At 66.9% G+C, this 20,145-nt stretch carries 21 protein-coding genes; 15 read left to right on the forward strand and 6 right to left on the reverse strand.

Features of this window, described 5'->3' with window-relative positions; translation table 11 throughout:
• Nucleotides 1-4 precede the first annotated feature (4 nt).
• The 4 genes from C8J47_RS14800 to C8J47_RS14815 are packed head-to-tail and all read left to right on the forward strand — an operon-like array spanning nt 5 to nt 2,357.
• The gene (locus C8J47_RS14800) at nt 5-574 is read left to right on the forward strand and encodes a sigma-70 family RNA polymerase sigma factor (RefSeq protein ID WP_121886321.1); all 570 of its coding nucleotides are present in this window, start codon (nt 5-7) and stop codon (nt 572-574) included.
• Nucleotides 567-1,289 (forward strand): anti-sigma factor domain-containing protein, encoded by a 723-nt coding sequence (locus tag C8J47_RS14805; protein WP_121886322.1) that lies wholly within the window; start codon nt 567-569, stop codon nt 1,287-1,289. The genes C8J47_RS14800 and C8J47_RS14805 overlap by 8 nt, the downstream gene beginning before the upstream one ends.
• Nucleotides 1,289-1,753, forward strand: coding sequence for a DUF3429 domain-containing protein (locus C8J47_RS14810; RefSeq protein ID WP_121886323.1), 465 nt, complete (start codon nt 1,289-1,291; stop codon nt 1,751-1,753). Before C8J47_RS14805 ends, C8J47_RS14810 begins: the two co-directional genes overlap by 1 nt.
• A gap of 31 nt (nt 1,754-1,784) precedes the next feature.
• Nucleotides 1,785-2,357: a Uma2 family endonuclease gene (locus C8J47_RS14815; RefSeq protein WP_121886324.1), complete on the forward strand. Its 573-nt coding sequence runs from the start codon at nt 1,785-1,787 to the stop codon at nt 2,355-2,357.
• A 3-nt stretch (nt 2,358-2,360) separates the two neighbouring features.
• On the opposite strand, the gene hemA is transcribed toward C8J47_RS14815, so the two are convergent.
• Together hemA and murI are read right to left on the reverse strand one after the other, a co-directional pair.
• Nucleotides 2,361-3,623, reverse strand: a complete 1,263-nt coding sequence (hemA, locus tag C8J47_RS14820) for a 5-aminolevulinate synthase (RefSeq protein WP_121886512.1) — start codon at nt 3,621-3,623, stop codon at nt 2,361-2,363.
• 136 nt (nt 3,624-3,759) lie between these two features.
• Nucleotides 3,760-4,548, reverse strand: a complete 789-nt coding sequence (gene murI / locus C8J47_RS14825) for a glutamate racemase (RefSeq protein ID WP_121886325.1) — start codon at nt 4,546-4,548, stop codon at nt 3,760-3,762.
• A 212-nt stretch (nt 4,549-4,760) separates the two neighbouring features.
• Between murI and plsY the strand changes: the two genes are divergently transcribed.
• Both plsY and dprA read left to right on the forward strand, forming a co-directional pair.
• Entirely contained in the window at nt 4,761-5,375 is a 615-nt protein-coding gene (gene plsY / locus C8J47_RS14830) for a glycerol-3-phosphate 1-O-acyltransferase PlsY (RefSeq protein WP_121886326.1), read from the forward strand.
• Nucleotides 5,368-6,459 (forward strand): DNA-processing protein DprA, encoded by a 1,092-nt coding sequence (gene dprA, locus C8J47_RS14835; RefSeq protein WP_121886327.1) that lies wholly within the window; start codon nt 5,368-5,370, stop codon nt 6,457-6,459. The genes plsY and dprA overlap by 8 nt, the downstream gene beginning before the upstream one ends.
• Before the next feature lie 97 nt (nt 6,460-6,556).
• Here dprA and C8J47_RS14840 read toward each other — a convergent pair whose 3' ends face one another.
• Nucleotides 6,557-8,191, reverse strand: a complete 1,635-nt coding sequence (locus C8J47_RS14840) for a methyl-accepting chemotaxis protein (protein ID WP_121886328.1) — start codon at nt 8,189-8,191, stop codon at nt 6,557-6,559.
• Complete coding sequence (locus tag C8J47_RS14845; RefSeq protein ID WP_121886329.1) at nt 8,188-8,481, reverse strand: hypothetical protein; 294 nt, start codon at nt 8,479-8,481, stop codon at nt 8,188-8,190. The genes C8J47_RS14840 and C8J47_RS14845 overlap by 4 nt, the downstream gene beginning before the upstream one ends.
• Before the next feature lie 363 nt (nt 8,482-8,844).
• On the opposite strand from C8J47_RS14845, the gene topA reads away from it, so the two are divergent.
• Nucleotides 8,845-11,388 (forward strand): type I DNA topoisomerase, encoded by a 2,544-nt coding sequence (gene topA, locus C8J47_RS14850; RefSeq protein ID WP_121886330.1) that lies wholly within the window; start codon nt 8,845-8,847, stop codon nt 11,386-11,388.
• A gap of 162 nt (nt 11,389-11,550) precedes the next feature.
• Here the strand turns inward: topA and C8J47_RS14855 are convergent, their stop codons facing one another.
• Entirely contained in the window at nt 11,551-11,847 is a 297-nt protein-coding gene (locus C8J47_RS14855) for a sel1 repeat family protein (RefSeq protein WP_121886331.1), read from the reverse strand.
• 78 nt (nt 11,848-11,925) lie between these two features.
• The gene (gene panC / locus C8J47_RS14860; RefSeq protein WP_121886332.1) at nt 11,926-12,777 is read right to left on the reverse strand and encodes a pantoate--beta-alanine ligase; all 852 of its coding nucleotides are present in this window, start codon (nt 12,775-12,777) and stop codon (nt 11,926-11,928) included.
• 75 nt (nt 12,778-12,852) lie between these two features.
• Here panC and C8J47_RS14865 point away from each other — a divergent pair, with 75 nt between their 5' ends.
• The 8 genes from C8J47_RS14865 to C8J47_RS14900 all read left to right on the forward strand — a co-directional run bounded on the left by C8J47_RS14865 (nt 12,853) and on the right by C8J47_RS14900 (nt 20,043).
• Complete coding sequence (locus C8J47_RS14865; protein ID WP_060525970.1) at nt 12,853-13,668, forward strand: division plane positioning ATPase MipZ; 816 nt, start codon at nt 12,853-12,855, stop codon at nt 13,666-13,668.
• Complete coding sequence (locus C8J47_RS14870) at nt 13,665-13,919, forward strand: DnaJ domain-containing protein (protein WP_056053349.1); 255 nt, start codon at nt 13,665-13,667, stop codon at nt 13,917-13,919. The genes C8J47_RS14865 and C8J47_RS14870 overlap by 4 nt, the downstream gene beginning before the upstream one ends.
• Nucleotides 13,920-13,986: 67 nt before the next feature.
• Nucleotides 13,987-15,354, forward strand: coding sequence for a phosphoglucomutase/phosphomannomutase PgmG (pgmG, locus tag C8J47_RS14875; protein ID WP_121886333.1), 1,368 nt, complete (start codon nt 13,987-13,989; stop codon nt 15,352-15,354).
• 386 nt (nt 15,355-15,740) lie between these two features.
• Entirely contained in the window at nt 15,741-16,190 is a 450-nt protein-coding gene (locus C8J47_RS14880; RefSeq protein WP_121886334.1) for a PH domain-containing protein, read from the forward strand.
• Nucleotides 16,191-16,217: 27 nt separating this feature from the next.
• Nucleotides 16,218-16,997, forward strand: coding sequence for an exonuclease domain-containing protein (locus tag C8J47_RS14885; protein WP_107964229.1), 780 nt, complete (start codon nt 16,218-16,220; stop codon nt 16,995-16,997).
• Between the two features lie 75 nt (nt 16,998-17,072).
• Nucleotides 17,073-18,578 (forward strand): ATP-binding protein, encoded by a 1,506-nt coding sequence (locus tag C8J47_RS14890; protein ID WP_121886335.1) that lies wholly within the window; start codon nt 17,073-17,075, stop codon nt 18,576-18,578.
• Nucleotides 18,575-19,015, forward strand: a complete 441-nt coding sequence (locus C8J47_RS14895; RefSeq protein ID WP_121886336.1) for a response regulator — start codon at nt 18,575-18,577, stop codon at nt 19,013-19,015. The genes C8J47_RS14890 and C8J47_RS14895 overlap by 4 nt, the downstream gene beginning before the upstream one ends.
• Entirely contained in the window at nt 19,012-20,043 is a 1,032-nt protein-coding gene (locus C8J47_RS14900) for a sensor histidine kinase (protein ID WP_121886337.1), read from the forward strand. Before C8J47_RS14895 ends, C8J47_RS14900 begins: the two co-directional genes overlap by 4 nt.
• Nucleotides 20,044-20,145: the final 102 nt, after the last annotated feature.

Raw genomic sequence — 20,145 nt, forward strand, 5'->3', positions numbered from 1 at the left:
GTCCGTGACTATCGCACATGCCAACGCCGACGCCGCCCGCGCGCACCTCTCCGAAGTGCTGCTGCGAACTGGCCAGGAGGACCGCGAAGCGTTTCGCGAACTCTATACGCTTACCAGCGCGAAGCTTTTCGGGATCACCCACCGTATCTGTGGCAACGCCCAAGCCGCGGAGGATGTGCTGCACGAGGTCTATCTCACGATCTGGAAACGCGCCGGTGCCTGGGAACCCGGCCGCGCGAGCCCGATAACCTGGTTGGCGACGATCGCGCGCAACCGCGCCATCGACTGGCAGCGTGCGCAAGGCGTCCGCCGCACTAGTCCGCTCGACGATGCGCCCGACGTCGCCGATCCCGGCGAGGGTGCAGAGGCAGGGATGCTGGCGAGCGAATCCTCGCGCGAACTGATCGAGTGCCTCGACGGTCTCGAACCGCAACAGCGCGACGCGATCCGCACCGCGTTCTTCGACGGCATCACCTACGCCGAACTCGCGATCAAGCGCGCCGTGCCGCTGGGCACGATGAAGAGCTGGGTCCGCCGCGGCCTCGCCCGCCTGAAGGATTGCCTCGATGGTTGATCCGACCCCCGATACCGGCGTGCCTGAGGACGTTGCCGCCGCCGAACTCGCACTCGGCCTGCTCGACGGTGAAGAGCGTGGGGCAGCGCTGCGCCGCGTGCTCGCCGAACCCGGTTTCGCCGCCCAGGTCGAATGGTGGCGGTCGCGCTTGGCAGTCCTGTTCGACCTCTGGCCCGAACGCGCCGCGCCGCCGCATCTCGCCGCGAGGATCGAAGCCAGTCTCGATGGTACGCCAGCCTCTGCGCAAACGAGCCGCTTCGCTTGGCCGGCGCTCGCCGCCGTCACCAGCGCGATCGCCGCATCGCTGTTGCTGTTCGTCATGGTCCGTCCAGAGCCGACCGTGCCCGTCTCGCAACCGATCGCCCCCTCAATACCGGCCGCGCGCCCGACCAGCGTGCTTGTGGCGATGCTCGGCGATGCGAAGTCGCCGGTTGCAGCAGTGTACGATCCCGCAAACGGCGCGCTCCGCGTCGCCGCAGGTCCCGGCGTTCCGAACGCGCGCGTCGCGCAACTCTGGGTGATCGGTGGCGACGGCGTGCCGCATTCGCTCGGCCTGCTCTCCGGCCGTCCGACCTCGCTCGCGCCGAAGGGCGTCGACCGCGGGCGCATAACCCCCGGCGCGACGCTGGCGATATCGGTCGAACCGCTCGGCGGCTCGCCGACCGGCCTGCCGACCGGCCCGGTCGTCGCTACCGGCGTGGTCGCGCGCGTCTGATGCCCCAGCGACCCGCCGCGACCGGCGGCATCCCGCCGATCGCGCGCCTATTGGGGCTGAGCGGCCTCCTCCCGCAACTCGCGGCGGTCGCGCTGCTGCTGAGCGGCGATCCGCAAAGCCGATTCTCCGCGCTGGCGATCGCCTACGCTTACGCCGCGATCATCCTGAGCTTCCTCGGCGGTCTCTGGTGGGGTCTGGCCGCGCGCACCGATTCGCCACCGCGCTGGCTCTGGTTCGCCAGCGTCGCACCCTCGCTGATCGCGCTGGCCACCGCCTGGCCCTGGATGGTCGGCCTGCGCTGGCCCGGTCCGTCGCTGGTCGTGCTCGGCATCAGCCTGATCGCCGCGCTGCTCGTCGACCGCGCGCTGGTCCGCGCCGGCATCGCGCCACCCGGCTGGATGGCCTTGCGCATACCCCTGTCGCTAGGCCTTGGCGTCCTGACGTTACTGGCGGCTATACTGTGACTCGGGTCCGCGGGAATGCTATACTGACGCTATGAGCGTCGCCGAGCACATCACCCAAATGGCTTCCAGGCCCGCGCGTTTCACCACCGCCGAGTTCATGGAGCTCGTCCGTCATCCGCCGATTGCCGACTGGCTAGGCAAGGTCGAACTGGTCAACGGGGAGATTATGCGGATGTCACCGGCAAACGTACCGCACTGGAACGCGCAGCGCATCGCCTTCCTGCGCTTGCAATCCGCCTTCGCCGCGCTCGGCACCGAATGGATCGTCGGGCAGGAGCCGACCGTCCGCTTGGCCGCCGACACGCTACGCGAACCGGATGTGGCAGTGCTTCGGGATCCCGATCTGCGCGCGACCTTGTTCGACCGCGTTGCGCTGTTTCTCGCTGTCGAGATCGCGGATACGAGCCTCGCGCTCGATCTCGGCGCCAAGAGAAGCGACTATGCTGAGGCGTTCGTGCCACATTATTGGGTCGTCGATATCAACGCGCGTCGGACGCATGTGATGGCCAAGCCCCGCGCCGGTGATTACGAGGACAAACGGCTGATCCCGTTCGGCCAGCCTATTGCCATCCCAGAGTTGAACATCGACATTATCGTCGACTGAGCCTCAAGCCGCCTTGCGCAGGTCCAGCCGGCTCCAGATCTCCACCAGCGCATCGGTCAGTTCGCGCATCATCGCCTCGGTATGCGCAGGGCCCGGCGTGAACCGCAGCCGTTCCGTGCCGCGCGGCACGGTCGGATAGTTGATCGGCTGCACATACACGCCGTATTCGGCAAGCAGCACGTCGCTGATCTTCTTCGCCTTGACCGGATCGCCGACCATCAGCGGCACGATATGCGTATCGCCAATCATCACCGGCAGCCCGGCGTCCTTCAGCATCGCCTTCAGCATCGCGGCCGACGCCTGCTGCCCCTCGCGCTCGACGCTGGACGCCTTCAGATGCCGCACGCTAGCCAGGACGCCAGCGACCAGCACCGGCGACAGCGACGTCGTGAAGATGAACCCCGGTGCATACGAACGGATCACGTCGACGATCGTGCGATCGGCGGCGATATAGCCCCCCATCACGCCGAACGCCTTGCCAAGCGTCCCCTCGAGGATCGTGATCCGGTGCGCGACCTCGTCCCGCTCCGAGATGCCGCCGCCGCGCGCGCCATACATCCCGACCGCGTGGACTTCGTCGCAATAGGTCAGCGCGTTGTACCGGTCGGCGAGGTCGCACACCGCCGAGATCGGCGCGATGTCGCCCTCCATCGAATACACGCTCTCGAACGCGATCAGCTTCGGTGCCGCCGAATCTTCGGCCGCGAGAAGCTCTTCAAGATGCGCGAGATCGTTGTGCCGAAACACGCGCTTTTCGCAGCCCGAGTTGCGGATGCCCGCGATCATCGATGCGTGGTTCAGCTCGTCGGAAAAGATGATGCAGCCCGGCAGCACCTTGGCCAACGTCGCCAAGGTCGCCTCGTTCGACACATATCCGCTGGTGAACAGCAAAGCGGCTTCCTTGCCGTGCAGGTCGGCGAGTTCGCCTTCCAGGTCCACATGGTAATGCGTGTTGCCGCCGATATTGCGCGTGCCGCCCGAGCCCGCGCCGACGTCGTGCAACGCCTCTTCCATCGCCGCGATCACCTTGGGGTGCTGGCCCATCGCGAGGTAATCGTTCGAGCACCAGACGGTGATCGGCTTCGGCCCGTTATGCCCGGCGAAGCAGCGCGCGTTCGGAAACGCGCCCTTGTTGCGGAGGATGTCGATGAACACCCGGTAGCGCCCTTCGGCATGCAACCGGTCGATCGCCTGCGTGAACACGCGCGAATAATCAACTCGCGGACCACTGATGCCGTCCGTTGCCGTTTTGCCGTCGATAATCATGGCCTTGGGCACTACGCCTCACTTTCACTCAGTTCCAGCGTAATACCGCTCTTACGGTGATCGCTTTCCTCATCCTGGCAGCACATTGCCACGATGCGGCCGCGACGCAAGGTGGCACATTGTCCCAGGTCAGCGCTTAAAGCTGCTCGATCCTGCCAAACCCGTGCGCCGCCAAGGCGGGTCCGAGCGCGCGCTCCTCGTCGCCCAACCGGGTGAAAACGGCAACGCCCTCCCCCGCTCCCGACCAAGATTCGCCCTGCATGAGATGCACGATCCGCCGCGAGATCCCCGGTCCGCCATCGACGAAGCGCACGCCGGGAGCAGCGACCGCAAGCTCCGCTTCCACCAGTGGAAAATGCGTGCAGGCATTGACGATCACGTCGATCGCCCCGCCACCAGGTTGTGAAAACAAGCCATCTAGCACCGCTGCATAGCGTTCCGGCGCGACGACTCGGCCGTGCAATTTCGCCTCGGCCATCTCGACCAGGGCCGCCGAGCCGTAGCGCAGCACCGTGCAATCGCCCGCGAACTTCGCCGCCAGATCATCGACATACGCCTGCCGCACCGTCGCCTCGGTCCCCAGCACGCCGATCGTTCGCGTCTTCGAAAGCAGCGCGGCCGGCTTGATCGCCGGCACCGTTCCGACCACCGGCAGGTCGAGCGCCGCGCGCACCACCGGCAGCGCAATCGTCGAGGCCGTATTGCACGCGATCACGATCAACCGCGGCCGATACCGCTCCGCCAGCCGCCCCAGCAACACCGGCACCCGCGCCGCGATCTCCGCCTCGCTCTTGGTCCCGTACGGAAAACCGGCCGAGTCGGCGGCATAGACGAACGGCGCATCGGGCAGCGCCGCGCGCGCCGGACCGACGATCGACAACCCGCCGACACCGGAATCGAAGAACAGGATGGGGCGCGTGTCCATGCGGCGCTCTTAGGACGGAAGGCCCCGCCGGAACCAGAGCTCCTTCTCGTCATCCTGACGAAAGTCAGGACCCAGAGCCACGAAAGACACCGCCTGTAATCCTGGGTCCTGACTTTCGACAGGATGACGGGAGGCGTGAGATCGATGCCCAGCGACGCCATTTGCCGTCAGCCCCGCGTCGTTTATAAGCCCCTCCAGAACGGGGGACATAGTTGCAGACGGAAATTCTCTGGGTCGCGCCCACGCTATCGCTCGTGCTGAGCTATCTGCTCGGCTCGATCCCGTTCGGCGTCATCCTTACGCGGCTCGGCGGCGCGGGCGATCTGCGCACGATCGGCTCGGGCAACATCGGCGCGACCAACGTCCTGCGCACCGGTCGAAAGGGCCTCGCCGCCGCCACGCTGCTGCTCGACATGGCCAAGGGCGCAGTCGCCGTGCTGCTGGTCGCACACCTGTTCCCGGGCAACGCGCTGCTCGCAGCGGCCGGTGCGTTCATCGGCCATTGCTACCCCGTCTGGCTGAAGTTCAAGGGCGGCAAGGGCGTCGCGACGCTCATGGGCATCGTCGTCGCGCTCCACTGGCCGCTCGGACTGGTGTACGCGGTCGTCTGGCTCGGCCTGCTCGCGGGTCTGCGGATATCCTCGGTCGCGGGCATGGCCGCCGCGCTCAGCGCGCCGTTTGCCGCGGCGCTGTTCGGCCGGTTCGACCTCGTCCTGCTGCTCCTCGCGCTAGCGCTGATCGTCCTGTGGAAGCACCGCGAGAACATCGAACGCCTGTTCTCCGGCACCGAGCCGCGCATCGGTTCCAACCGGCAAAAGAGTGGCTGACCCGACGGTCTCAAGACTTCGGCTAATCCGCACGACCGGGATCGGACCGGTTACCTATCGCCAGCTCATCGCCCGCTTCGGCAGCGCCGACGCCGCGATCGAAGCACTCCCCGTGCTCGCCCAGCGTGGCGGCGGACGCGCGCCGAAAATCGCCGACGCAGCGCTAGTCGAACGCGAAATGGCCGCCTCCGCCAGGCTCGGCGCGCGCTATCTCTTCCTCGACGACCCCGACTATCCCCGCCTGCTCGCCGAGATCGAGACCGCCCCCCCGGCCCTCATATTCCGCGGCGACATCGCGCACGCCAGCCGCCCCTGCATCGCCATGGTCGGCGCGCGCAACGCGTCCGCCGCGGCCTGCCGCTTCGCCCGCCAGCTCGCGCTGCAACTCGCCGAGGAAGGCACCACGATCGTCTCCGGCCTCGCCCGCGGCATCGACACCGCCGCGCATATCGGCGCGCTGGGCGGCGGTTCCAGCGGTGCCACGATCGGCGTCATCGCCAGCGGTATCGACATCGCCTACCCACCCGACAACACCGTACTGCAGGAGCGCATCGCCACCGAGGGCCTCCTCCTTGCCGAGCAGCCCCCTGGCACAGAGCCCAAGGCGCGCAATTTCCCCTCGCGCAACCGCATCATCGCCGGCCTCGCGATCGGCACGGTGGTGGTCGAGGCCGTCCCCAAATCCGGCTCGCTGATCACCGCGCGCCTCGCCAACGAATCCGGCCGCGAAGTTATGGCCGTCCCCGGCAGCCCGCTCGATCCCCGCGCGCAAGGCTGCAACCTCCTGATCCGCGAAGGCGCCACGCTCGTTCAATCCGCCGCCGACATCCTCGAACAGATCCGCCCGTTCGACCCGCGCTCGGTCCGCTCCCCGATCGAAACCTACGCCGCCTCGCCCTCACAGGATGCCAGCGATACCGACCGCCGCAGGATCACCGACCTGCTAGGCCCGGTCGCGGTCGCGATCGACGAACTCATCCGTCAGTCGCACCTTCCCCCCGCCGTCGTGCAAATGGTGTTGCTCGAACTCGAGCTAAGCGGCCGCCTCGAACGCCACGCCGGCGGCCGGGTCAGCCTGACCTGACGCCGCTCCACCCGGACATTCACGATCGTCGACCGAGCCCCCCAAGGCAAGGGTCGCTTGAGCGCTAATCTCGAAAAGATTGGGGGCGACTTGGGAACTAAGCCGCCGCCGCATCGTCCGATTGCAGGAACGAGACGAACAGGTCGGTCGACGACCGCAAATTTCGCGCGCTCGCTGCCAGGTCGCTGGCACTGCCCCGCACCGACGCCGACAATAACGAGGCCGATCCCGCCGCCGCCGCCACGCCGTCGATCCGGGTGCCGATCTCGTCCGCCGCGTCGACCGCGCGCGCCGTACCCGCATCGACCTCCTGCGCCGTGAAGCGCTGCTCGCCAACCGCAGTCGCGATCCCCGATGCCGCCACCGAGACCTGGCCGATCGCGGTGTTGACGCTGCGCAGTTTCTCACCCGTATCTGCGACGCCTTCGCGGATCCCGGCGAGCAGCGTGCTGATCCGGTCGCTTGCCCGCTTGGTATCCGCCGACAGCACTTTCACTTCACCCGCGACGACCGCGAACCCGCGCCCAGCGTCGCCCGCCCGTGCCGCCTCGATCGTCGCGTTCAGCGCCAGCAAATTGGTCTTGCTCGCCAGTTCGCGGATATCGTCGAGAAAGACCTCGATCTGGACCGCGTGATCCTCCAGCATCGCCACCGTCTGCACGCTGCGCTGCGCCTCCAGGCTTGCCACCACGGTCAATTCCGATTGCTGATCGGCCGCGATCGCGATCGTCCGGATCGATTCGGACAGGTCGCGGATCGACGACGCGACATGCGCTATGTCGCGCGCCGCCCGGCCTGCGCCCGATGCCGCCTCAACCGCATCTTGGGTCGCGCCGCCGGTAACGTCCTCGAGCCGCACAGCCGCATGCTCTAGTCGTTCGGTCGCCTGACCGATGCTCTTCACCACCGACGTCACCGAGTGATCGAACTCGTTCGCCAGCGTCACCAGCTCGCCGCGCCGCTCGCTCGCGATCCGCGTCGCCTGGTCCTCGCGCTGCTGGCGTTCTCGCGCCGCCACCGCCTCCGCCGCACGCGCCTGATGCATCGCCTCTTCGGTCCGCCGCTGACCGTCCTCCGCCAACTCCGTCAACTCGCGCGACCGCCGCAACGCCGCGCTCTGTGACCGAAACAGCCGCTCGAGCTGGATCGTCAGCACCGTCAACGCGCCGAATTGCAGCCCGACCGCCACGACATGAAAGATCACCCGGCCGAGATTGCCCGTGCCGGTGAACACGAATTCCGGGGCCCACCATTCGAGCGCAAGATGATGCGCTGCAGTCAGCACCGTCGCCAGCGCGATCGGCCGCCAGTCCGCCAACATTACCAGCGCCGCCATCCCGACGAAGAAATACATGTGTGCATCCATCTGCCACGGATGCCCCTTGAGCAGGAAAACGAGCATTGCCGGGATCACCGCGGCGAGCGACCCCATTAACGTCCGGGCCTCGACATCGTAGCGCCCGCGGAGCGCCATCGCGGTCGGCCCCGCCGTGATGATGGCGCCGATGACCAACAGCGGGACGCTCGCGCCCGCGCCCAATACGGCGTTGCCTATCAGTAGCCCCCCCAGCGAAATCCAGCCGATCACCGCCCAGGCTTGGACGGCGCGACGCCGCAGCCGGTCGAGCGGGTTGAGGCCGGCATCATCCCCGATTTTTGCGGTGGCCCCCAGTTTCGCCCCGAAATTCAGCTGGGAGAAGGCCGACTTCAGCACTGCGGCGATTCGATTCATGCTGGCCTCCCAGCACCGACATCGGCCCCGCAGCCTGCGGGCGGAGCGGCCATAATGACGATATTCCACGCGACCTGGGGGGCAATGCGGGCACGATCGCCAACGACAACCAGCGATCCCGGAATCGGCCCGGCCCCGAGCAACGCCGCGCCGCCCGCCAGCGCACCCTGCACCGCCGCTCCGCCATCTTGATCGAGCGGCACCAACAGCATCGAACCCGATGCTGGCGGCCACATCGTCAACGCGACGAGCGCAACTGTCGCATTAGCGATCTGCGCAGGGATCCACATCCGACTTAGCTGGAATTTCATACGCTTACCTATGCACCGCCTGGTTAATGCAAAGTAAGTTCGCCGCGCATGATCGCCCCCGATTTGGCTTCGACAAAGACCCGAATCGGTCAATTTGACTTCGGCAAAGGCTCAAACCGGTGGCCCGTGCCGGCGGTTTCGCGGACGCAGTCCTACATCGCCGCAGCCTGCCATCCTCAAAGGATATGCTGTCAATCTCGCCCCCTCTCGCTCGCGACCCTCTGGAAAACCCGCGCCAGCGTCTGCACTTTCTGCACTTCACTCTGAACCCTCTGCGGGTTGACGGCACCGCCCCTTCGTCCCCACCCTCGTACGCGTACACGTAAGGACCCCGGTTTCCCCATGCAGCTTGTCATCGTCGAATCGCCTGCCAAGGCCAAAACCATCGAGAAGTATCTGGGCAGCGATTACCGCGTCCTGGCCAGCTACGGCCATGTCCGCGACCTGCCGCCCAAGGACGGTTCGGTCGATCCCGACGATGCGTTCGCAATGACGTGGGAGAATTACGCGGACAAGTCGAAGCAGCTGAAGGCGATCACCGATCTCGCCAAGATCGCTGACCGCCTGATCCTCGCGACCGATCCCGATCGCGAGGGCGAGGCGATCTCGTGGCATGTCCGCGAAGTGCTGCGCGCACGGAAGGCGCTGCCCAAGGAGGTCGAGCGCGTCACCTTCAACGCGATTACCAAGGCCACGGTGACCGAGGCGATGAAGAACCCGCGCGAGTTGGACGACGACCTGATCGACGCCTATCGCGCCCGCCGCGCGCTCGATTACCTGGTCGGCTTCACGCTCTCGCCGGTGCTGTGGCGCAAGCTGCCCGGCGCCAAGTCGGCCGGTCGCGTCCAATCGGTGTCGCTCCGTTTGATCGTCCAGCGCGAGCGCGAGATCGACGTCTTCAAGCCGCAGGAATACTGGTCCGTCACCGCCGAGATGGAGCATGACGGCACCGCGTTCACGTCGCGGCTGACGCAGTTCGAGGGCAACAAGCTCGACCGCCTGTCGATCGGCAACGAAGGCGATGCCCTGCGCGCCAAGCAGGCCGTGCTCGACGGCAATTTCTCCGTCCAGTCGGTCGAGACCAAGCCCGCCGGTCGCAACCCGCCACCGCCGTTCACGACCTCGACCCTGCAGCAGGAGGCATCGCGGAAACTCGGTTTCTCGGCCGATCACACGATGCGGATCGCGCAGGGCCTCTACGAGGACGGCACGATCACCTACATGCGTACCGACGGCGTGCAGATGGATTCGAGCGCGATCAGCGCCGCGCGCCTGGCCGTCGCGAACCGCTTCGACGCGAGCTATGTCCCCGACAAGCCGCGGCAATATCAGTCGAAGGCGAAGAACGCGCAGGAAGCGCACGAAGCGATCCGCCCGACCGATTTCGGCAAGGACAAGGCCGGCGGCGGCGATCACGCACGCCTCTACGACCTGATCTTCAAGCGCGCGCTGGCCAGCCAGATGGCGTCCGCGCGGATGGAGCGCACCACGGTCGAGATGGCCGACGGCACCGGCCGCAACATCCTCCGCGCCACCGGCCAGGTCGTGCTCTTCCCCGGCTATCTCGCCTTGTACGAGGAAGGGTCGGATGACTCGGCCGATGAGGACGCCCGCCGCCTGCCGCGGATGCGCGAGGGCGATGCGCCCGCCAAGAAGAAGGTCGACGCCGAGCAGCATTTCACCCAGCCGCCGCCGCGCTTCTCCGAAGCCTCGCTGGTCAAGCGGATGGAGGAACTCGGCATCGGCCGCCCGTCCACCTACGCGTCGATCATCAAGACGCTAAAGGACCGCGCCTACGTCCGGATCGAGAAGAATCGGTTCTTCGCCGAGGAGAGCGGGCGGCTGGTGACGGCGTTCCTCGAGCGCTTCTTCGAGAAGTACGTCGGCTACGACTACACCGCCGAGCTGGAAGAAGAACTCGACGACGTCTCCGGCGGCCGCGCGCAGTGGCAGTCGGTGCTCGACGCGTTCTGGCGCGATTTCAAACCGCGTACCAACGAGGTGATGGAGCAGCAACCGTCGGCGATCACCGCCGAACTCGACACCTTCCTCGCGCCGTATCTGTTCCCGGCCAAGGCTGACGGCGGCGATCCGCGGCTCTGCCCCAACTGCGGCGAGGGGCAGCTGGCGCTTCGCGGCGGCAAGTTCGGGGCGTTCATCGCGTGCTCGAAGTACCCCGAGTGCAAATATACGCGCCGCTTCGCGCAGCCCGGCGGCGACGCCGAGGCGGATGCGGGTCCCTCGACGCTCGGCACGCACCCCGACACCGGGCAGCCGATCGAGCGCAAGTCGGGACGCTTCGGCCCGTATCTGCAGATCGGCGAAGGCGAAGACCGCAAGATGGCGTCGATCCCGAAGGACATCGGCGAGCTGAACCTCGAATGGGCGGTCAAGCTGCTGTCGCTTCCGCGGACGGTCGGCAACCACCCCGAGACCGGCGAACCGATCATCTCGACGATCGGCAAGTTCGGACCGTATCTTAAGCACGCGGGCAAATACGCGCGGCTCCAGACCACGGCCGACGTGTTCGAGACGGGCATGAATGCGGCGGTCGTGAAGCTCGCCGAAGCGGCGGCCGGCGGCGGACGCACCGCGCGGGGGGCTCAGGCACCGCTCAAGGTCCTCGGCAACCATCCGCGCACGGAGGCCGAGATCAAGCTGATGGAAGGGCGCTATGGCGCCTACGTCACCGACGGCACCACCAACGCGACGCTGCCCAAGTCGATCGAGAAGGACCAGCTGACGCTCGAGGAAGCGGCCTCGCTGATCGACGCACGCGCCGCCGCGGCGCCGGCAACGAAGAAGAAGAAAGCGCCTGCCAAGAAGCCGGCGGCGAAAAAGGCCCCCGCCAAGAAAGCCGCGCCAAAGAAGAAAGCCGAAGCCTAATCCTCCCCTGCAAGGGGAGGGGGACCATCCAAAGGATGGTTGAGGGGGGCTTCCCCAAGCGTAACGCTGCGTAAGGTGAGCCCCACGAACGCTACGCTCGTGGTAATCCCCCTCCACCCTTCGCCAAGCGGCGAACGGTCCCCCTCCCCGTTCCGGGGAGGATTAAGCAGCCCGGCGTTGCGTCAACTGCATCCAATCCCGCGCGGCGCGCTGCGCCACCGAGATCTCCCGAGCCGTCATGTCCTCGGCGATCTCAGCCCGGCACTCCTGCGCCGCGATGTGCCCCGACACCGCCGCCAGGTTGAACCACTTGTGTGCCTCGATCAGGTCGAGGACGACACCCGACGTCCCCGTCGAATACACCATCCCGAGTTCGTAGCACGCCCGGTCGTCGCCGCGTGCGGCATCCGCCAGACGACGTTCGATTCCGATATTCGCGTTCTTGAAACTGCTGCCCATGATCTTGCCCCCAATGTTCGTGAGGACAGAGTGCCGTGATTCGGGCTACGAAATGGTTAATGGGTTAACGCTCATTTTTTACAACGCGTCTGGCGCCTTGATGGCGATGTTATCGATCAACCGCGTCGCGCCCATCCGCGCCGCCGCCAGCAACCGCCGCGGACGGTCCGCTGCCGGGTTCTCCGCCAGCGTCTCGGCATCCGCCAGCGCGACGTAGTCGATCGTGAACCCCGCCCCGACCAACGTCGTCCGCGCATCGTCGAGCACCGACTCGACGTCCTCGCCCTTCGCGATCGCTCGCGCCGCGACGCCGAGGGCTCGCGGCAAGGCCACGGCCTGCTTGCGCTGCTCATCGTCGAGATAGATGTTGCGCGACGACATCGCCAAACCGTCGTCGTCGCGCTGCGTCGGCACCCCGACGATATCTATCGCGAAATCGAGATCCGCCACGAACCGCCGGACGACGGCGAGCTGCTGGTAATCCTTCTCGCCGAAATACGCCGCATCGGGCCCAACTTGGTTGAATAGCTTCGACACGACCGTCGCGACACCATCGAAATGACCGGGCCGCGAGGCGCCGTCGAACCCATCGCTGACACCCGAGACCCGCACCGACGTCGCGAAGCCATCGGGATACATCGTCTCGACCGACGGCAGCCAGAGCAGGTCGCACCCGGCTTCGTTGAGCATCCGGATATCGGCCATCTCGCGCCGCGGATAGCGCGACAGATCCTCGTTCGGGCCGAACTGCGTCGGATTGACGAAGATCGACGCAACGACTTTTGTCCCCGGCCGCTTCGCCGCTTCGATCAGCGCGACATGGCCGGCGTGGAGCGCGCCCATCGTCGGAACGAGCGCGACGCGCTGCCCCGCCGCACGGAAGGCGGCGACGCTCTCGCGCAACGCATTAAGGTCCCGGACGGTGTCCACGTGAAACTCCTACTCGATAAGTGCGGTCGCGGCTTCTATGAAGGGTGACTGTTACGATCAATAAGGAAACGCGCGTTGGCCACGGGCCCCGACTCACCCCAAGCTTCGACGCATGTCATCGTGTTCGCCAACGAGAAGGGCGGCACCGGCAAGTCGACGACCGCGGTGCACGTCGCGATCGCGCTTGCCGCCAAGGGTGCGCGCGTCGCGTGTCTCGATCTGGATCACCGCCAGCGCACCGTCGGCCGCTATCTCGACAACCGCGCCGAGACGATGAGACGCAACGGTTCGGTGCTGCCGATGCCGCGCCATGCGACGCTGTCCGACCAGAGCGAGGATCAGTTCGAGGACCTGTGGCACTCGCTGTGCGAAGGCTCGGACTTCCTGGTCGTCGACACGCCGGGCCGCGACGATCCGTTCGCCCGCACCGCTGCGGCGCTGGCGAACACACTGGTGACGCCGATGAACGACAGCTTCGTCGACTTCGACCTGATCGGCCAGGTCGATCCCGAGACGTATCAGGTGACGCGCCCGAGCTTCTATTCCGAACTGATCTGGGACGCGCGGAAGCAGCGCGCGCGCGCCGACGGCACGACGATCGACTGGGTCGTGCTGCGCAACCGCCTCCAGCATATCGAGGCGCGCAACATGCGCCGCGTGTCGGATGCACTCGCTCAACTCGCCAAGCGCGTCGGCTTCCGGATCATCCCGGGGCTCGGCGAGCGCGTGATCTACCGCGAGATGTTCCCCGCCGGGCTGACGATGATCGATGCGAAGGCGTTCGGTAGCATGGGCCTCGCGCATGTCGCGGCACGCCAGGAATTGCGCGAGATGATGGCCGCGTTGCAATTGCCCGAAGTTGTCGAGCAAGCGCCGGACGTCGCTGCGTGAAGTGGATCGTCGCCGCGCTGTTTATTTGGGCGGCGTGGCATTATCTCCGCCCCAAGCCGAAGCAGCGCGTCGTAACGGATGAAGCGGAGGCCCGCTCGATCCTCGGCATAGACAGCAGCGCGAACGCCGACGCGATCCGCAGCGCCCACCGCCGCCTGATCGCCTCGGTCCACCCCGACCGCGGCGGCTCGACCGACCTGACCCGTCGAGTGAACGCCGCGCGCGACCTCCTCCTGAAGCGCGCGCGCTAACCTCAAACCGCCGTTCGTCCTGAGCGAAGTCGAAGGACAAACTCTGCACGAACGGAAAGACAGGCCAATGACCCACCAGTTCGACCCGACCTCGCTCCGCGAATACGACATCCGCGGGATCGTCGGCAAAGCGCTCGGCCCCGCCGACGCCGTTGCGATCGGCCGAGGCTTCGCCACCCGCATCCGCGCGGCGGGCGGCCACCGCGTCGCTGTCGGCTATGATGGCCGCAACTCGTCCCCCGAACTCGAAGCCGCGCTCGTGTCCGGCCTCGTCGCCGGCGGCGTCGACGTCGTCCGCATCGGCCTCAGCACCTCGCCGATGCTGTATTACGCGGAAGCGACGCTAGAGGTGGATGGCGGCATCCAGGTAACCGGCAGCCACAATCCCCCCGAGTATAACGGCTTCAAGATGGTGCACGCCCACGCGCCATTTTTCGGCGACGACATCCAGAACCTGGCCGCGCTCGCCGCGTCGGGCGCCTGGAGCGAAGGCGCGGGCGAGGTCACGACCGCAGACGTCCTGGACGCCTATGTCGGCCGGCTGATGGCAGGCTACGCGGGCGGCGCGTACCGGATCGGCTGGGACACGGGGAACGGCGCCGCCGGCCCGGTGATCGAGAAGCTCGTTCAGCTGCTGCCGGGTGAGCATCATGTGATCTTCGCCGAAGTCGACGGCAATTTTCCCAACCATCATCCCGATCCTACCGAAGAGGCGAACCTCGCCGATCTCAAACGCCTGGTCGCGGAGAAGAACCTCGATTTCGGACTGGCGTTCGACGGCGATGGCGACCGGATCGGCGCGGTCGACGGCGCGGGACGGGTGATCTGGGGCGATCAGATTCTCTCCATTCTGGTCGAACCTGCGCTGCGCGAGCACCCCGGCGCGCCGATCGTCGCCGACGTGAAGTCCTCGCAGGCGCTGTTCGACCGAATCACGGCGTTGGGCGGCGAGCCGGTGATGGCCGCCACAGGCCACAGCCTGATGAAGACCGCGATGACCCGCACCGGCGCGCCGATCGGCGGGGAGTTGAGCGGGCACCTGTTCTTCGCCGGCGAATATTACGGCTTCGACGACGCGCACTATGCTGCCGTCCGCCTCATCCGGGCGGTGCATTTGTCGGGACAGTCGCTGTCCGAATTGCGCAATGCGATGCCGGCGCTGGTCGCGACGCCGGACCTGCGGTTTCCGGTCGAGGATATGCGCAAGTTCGTGGTGGTGGACGAGGTGATCGCTCGGTTGAAATCCGAAGGGGCGGAGATGGACCTCACGGACGGTGCGAGGGTGACGACCGCCAACGGGTGGTGGCTGCTGAGAGCCTCGAACACGCAGGCGATGCTGACGGTGCGGGCGGAGGCAAAGGACCAGGTAGCACTTGATACGCTGCTAACCGAGGTAGATGCGCACCTGTCGGCAAGCGGTGTAACGCGACGCTAACCGCGAGAATTGCACCACCCCGGCGAAGGCCGGGGCCCAATTGGAAAGGTGGATATAACGGCGCGCTGCCCCCCGTTAGCAACGTCCCCCAACTGGGCGCCGGCCTCCGCCGGGGTGGTGCTGGTAGAGGGAGCGCTCGCAGAATTGACGAGCACCTCGCGGCAGGCAGTGCAGTGCCGCCCCCTCCCCCGTCATTCCCGCGGAGGCGGGAAACCAGACTGGCTAACCTCAGAAGAGGATCTCAACCGTTCGGAGACTATAGATCCCCGCCTTCGAGGGGATGACGACGACGTGGCGAGTGGCGGCAATATCCGGCGACAGCCACACATGATTGACTCACCACCACCCCAGCCTACCGTCCCGCCACAACCCCAAGGAGTCCCCCCGTGGAGCGCCCAGTCGACGAATTCCGCTCCAGCACGCGGCGCTGGCTACTCGGCAGCTTTGCCGGTTGGGGCACCCTCCTCACCTGTCTCGCCGGCGTCGGCTTCGTCATCATCGGCGTCCGCTGGCTCAAGAACCGCAGCGCCAGCTACGAGATCACCGACCAGCGCCTCATCATCAAGCGCGGCATCCTGTTCAAGACGATCGACGAGATCGAACTCTACCGGATCAAGGACGTCCGCCTCGGCTATTCGCTGCTGAACCAGATGGCCGACATCGGCACGATCATCCTCACCTCGAGCGATCGCACCACCAGTGGCGGCGAGTTCACGCTCCGCGACATTCCGATGGCGCGCGACCGTCGCGAAGGCCTGCGCAAGCTCGTCGACCGCGCTCGCCAGCGCCGCGGCGTTCGCGAACTCGACGTCGAGGACTCATACGCGCTGGATTAAGCGTGCTTTTGTCCCCACATGGCGGGCATGGCGCCCCCCTACCCCAAGCCCAAACCGCAACCCCAGATGATCCGGGTCGTCGACCTCGAGACGACCGGCTCGGCCCCGCCCGCGCACGGCGTCTGCGAGATCGGCTGGCAGGACGTCGCGCTCGGCGAGGACGGCCGCTGGGAGATCTACGGCGAAGGCGGCAGCCTGCTCGTCAATCCCGGCCGACTGATCCCGCCGGTGACCCAGGCGATCCACCACATCCTTGACGAGCATGTCGCCGACGCGCCGTATTGGCATGATTGCGCCCGCCAGGTGCTCGACCCGTGGCCACGCCGGCTCGCGCTCGCCGCGCACCGCGCCGATTTCGAGCAGAAATTCTGCACCCCCGCGCTCACCCGCGACGCCGAGTGGATCTGCACTTGGAAATGCGCGCTCCGCCTCTGGCCCGACTCGCCCAGCTTCTCGAACCAGGTGCTGCGCTATTGGCGCAAACCACACGGCATGGAGCACGAGCGGGGCCTGCCCGCGCACCGCGCGTTCCCCGACGCCTACGTCACCGCGTTCCACCTGCGGGACATGCTCAACGAGGCGAGCTTCGCGCAGCTCGTCGAGTGGTCGCGCGACCCCGGCCTGATCCCGCGCGTCCGCTACGGCCCTGACCGCGGCAAGGAATGGTCCGAACTCGATCACGAGACGCTGATGGCGTTCATGACCGACCGCGATCCCGATATTCGCTTCACCGCCAACCATGAGATGGACCGGCGCAGCGGCGGCGGTCGCGTCGGCAAGGCCAGTGCGCAGGATCTGCTGCTCTAGATCAATATGGTCGTCTTTGCGGACGCGTCAGTATCGCTGGCGTAACGACCTCCGCCCGCCTACACCCCACCCCCTATGGTCCGCGTACGCTTGAAATTACCGTCGTCGGAGGGGCGGGTTGCACGGTGGCTGGTCGCGTTCATGACGCTCGGCTTCATCGCGCTGGCCGCCGCGGCGATCGCGATCGGCTGGATCACCGTCCGCAACCACACCTATACCGCTGAGATCCTGCACACGCAGGACGTCCGCCAGGCCGTCGCGACGCTCCAGATCCAGATGGAGCAGTCCGAGACCGCGCGGCGCGGCTATATCCTTGCCGGCAAGCCGTTGTTCGCGACCGCCTATGCGCGCACCGCGGGCAATCTCGTGCCCTCGATCCGCAAGCTGCGCCATCTGACGTGCGACAACCCCAACCAGATCGCGCGCCTCGCGCTGATCGAGCCGCGCTTCGTCCAGTTGCGCGCGCTCCGGACGCAGTCGATGACCTTGGTCGCCACGGGTCGGATCGCGGAGGCGCAGCGCCGGTTCGCGGTCGATGCCAGCGTGCCGTTGATGCGCGGCATCCGATACCGCCTCCAGGCGATGGCCGCCGACGAGGTTCGCCTGCTCGCGATCCGCACCGAACGCCAGCAACGCACCAGCGCGCTGTTCCTCTTGGTCGCCGGCCTCGCCGCGGCACTGCTATTGGTCGTCGCGATCCTCGCGGTCCTGCTGATCCGCCGCTACACCGCCGACCTCGCCGCCTCGCGCGACAGCCTGCGCACCCTCAACGAGACGCTTGAGGAGCAGGTCGTGGAACGCACCGCCGACCTCAGCCGCGCGAACGAGGAGATCCAGCGCTTCGCCTATATCGTCAGCCACGATCTGCGCTCGCCCTTGGTCAACGTGATGGGCTTCACCGCCGAACTCGCTACCGCCGCGGGGCCGCTCGCCGAACTCGTCGATCGCGCCGAAGCCGAGGCACCGCACATCCTGACGGAAGACGCGCGGTTGGCGGCGCGCGAGGACCTGCCCGAGGCGATCGGCTTCATCCGCACCTCGACGCAGAAGATGGACCGGCTGATCAACGCCATCCTCAAGCTCGCGCGCGAAGGCCGCCGGACGATCGCCCCCGAGCATATCGACCCTGCGCAACTGGTCGACACGATCGTCGGCGCGATGCAGCACATCGTCGACGATCGCGGTGCGGTGGTGCGAGTCGAGCGGCCGATGCCGGCCATCGTCACCGATCGCCTCGCGCTCGAACAGATCCTGTCGAACCTGATCGAGAACGCGACCAAATACCTGAAACCCGGCCGCCCCGGCGAGATCACGGTCAAGGGCCATACCGAACGCGGCCGCGTCATCCTGTCGGTGGTCGACAACGGCCGCGGCATCGATCCGCGCGATCACCAGCGCGTGTTCGACCTGTTCCGCCGCTCTGGCGCGCAGGACCAGCCGGGCGAAGGCATCGGACTCGCGCATGTCCGCGCACTCGCCTATCGTCTGGGCGGCACGATCGACGTGCAGTCGACGCTCGGCGACGGCGCGACCTTCCGGCTCAACCTGCCGACCCACATGACCATCCAGGACGCAGCATGAACGATCACAAGACCGTCGGCATCGTGATGATCGAGGATGACGAGGGTCATGCCCGCCTCATCGAGAAGAACATACGCCGCGCCGGAATCCTGAACGATATCCGTCACTTCACCGACGGCACCACCGCGCTCGACTTCCTGTTCAACGCCGCCGATGGCCCCGCGAAAAGCGGCCCGGCGATGATCCTGCTCGATCTCAACCTGCCCGACATGAGCGGCACCGACATCCTGGCGCGGATCAAGGCGGAGGGCAGCCCGCTGCGCCGCACGCCGGTCGTCGTGCTCACCACCACCGACGACAGGGTCGAGATCGAGCGCTGCTACGATCTCGGCTGCAACGTCTACATCACCAAGCCGGTCAACTATGAGAGTTTCGCGCAGGCGATCCGCCAGCTCGGGCTGTTCCTGTCGGTGATCCAGGTCCCCGAAGCCGAGTGAGCGAAACGCGGGTCCTCTACATCGACGACGACGCCGGGATCCGGCGGCTGGCGGCGCGTGCGCTGGAGCGCCGCGGCTACCGGATGACCGTCGCCGAGACGGGGGCGGAAGGCGTCGTGAAGGCCGCTGCCCAGCGCTTCGACCTGATCGCGGTCGACCATTACATGCCCGGCATGGACGGCCTCGAAACCCTCGAAGCACTCCGCCGCCTGCCCGATCCGCCCCCCGTCGTGTACGTCACCGGCTCCGAGGAAGGCCGCATCGCGGTCGCCGCACTGAAAGCGGGTGCCGCCGATTACGTCGTGAAGACCATCGGCGAGGATTTCTTCGACCTGCTCGCCGCCTCCTTCGAACAGGTCCGCGCGCGTGCCCTGCTCGAACAGGAAAAGGCGTCTGCCGAGGCCGACCTCCGGGCGAGCAACGCGCGGCTAGAGGCGTTGCTCGGCGAGGTGAACCACCGCGTCGCCAACTCGCTGCAACTCGTCTCGGCGATGGTCCGCCTCCAGGCAACCGCGCTCACCGACCCGTCCGCGCGAGAAGCATTGGAGGATACCCAGCGCCGCATCCAGGCGATCGCGCAGGTCCACCGCCGGCTCTACACGAGCAACGACGTCGAGAGCGTCGACATGCAGGAATACCTCGGGGCGCTGGTCGACGAACTGGCCGAGACCTGGTCGACCGAGGCGCTCCCCCGCGCGCTCAGCCTCGCCGCCGAGCCGATCCGCCTGCCCACCGACCGCGCGGTGTCGCTCGGCGTGATCGTCACCGAACTCGTCACCAACGCGTGCAAATACGCCTACCCCAACAGCGGCGGCGAAGTCCGCGTGGCGCTCCGCCGGATCGACGACGACGTCTTCCTGCTCGCGGTCGAGGACGATGGCTGCGGCATCCCCGAGGACGCGACGCCGCGCGGCACCGGGCTAGGCACGAAGCTGATCCGCGCGATGGCGCAGAGCCTGCAGTCGATCGTCGAATACGACCCGACCCACACCGGCGTCCGCGCCACCCTCCGCGCGGCGGTGCGGTAAAGGGTACGACGCCTCAGAACTCCCCTACCGCGTTCGTGCTGAGCGAAGTCGAAGCACCCTCGCTTGGGGCATGCCCTTCGACTGCGCTCAGGACGAACGGAC

The organism is Sphingomonas sp. PP-F2F-G114-C0414 (assembly GCF_003688595.1).
Classification (GTDB): domain Bacteria; phylum Pseudomonadota; class Alphaproteobacteria; order Sphingomonadales; family Sphingomonadaceae; genus Sphingomonas.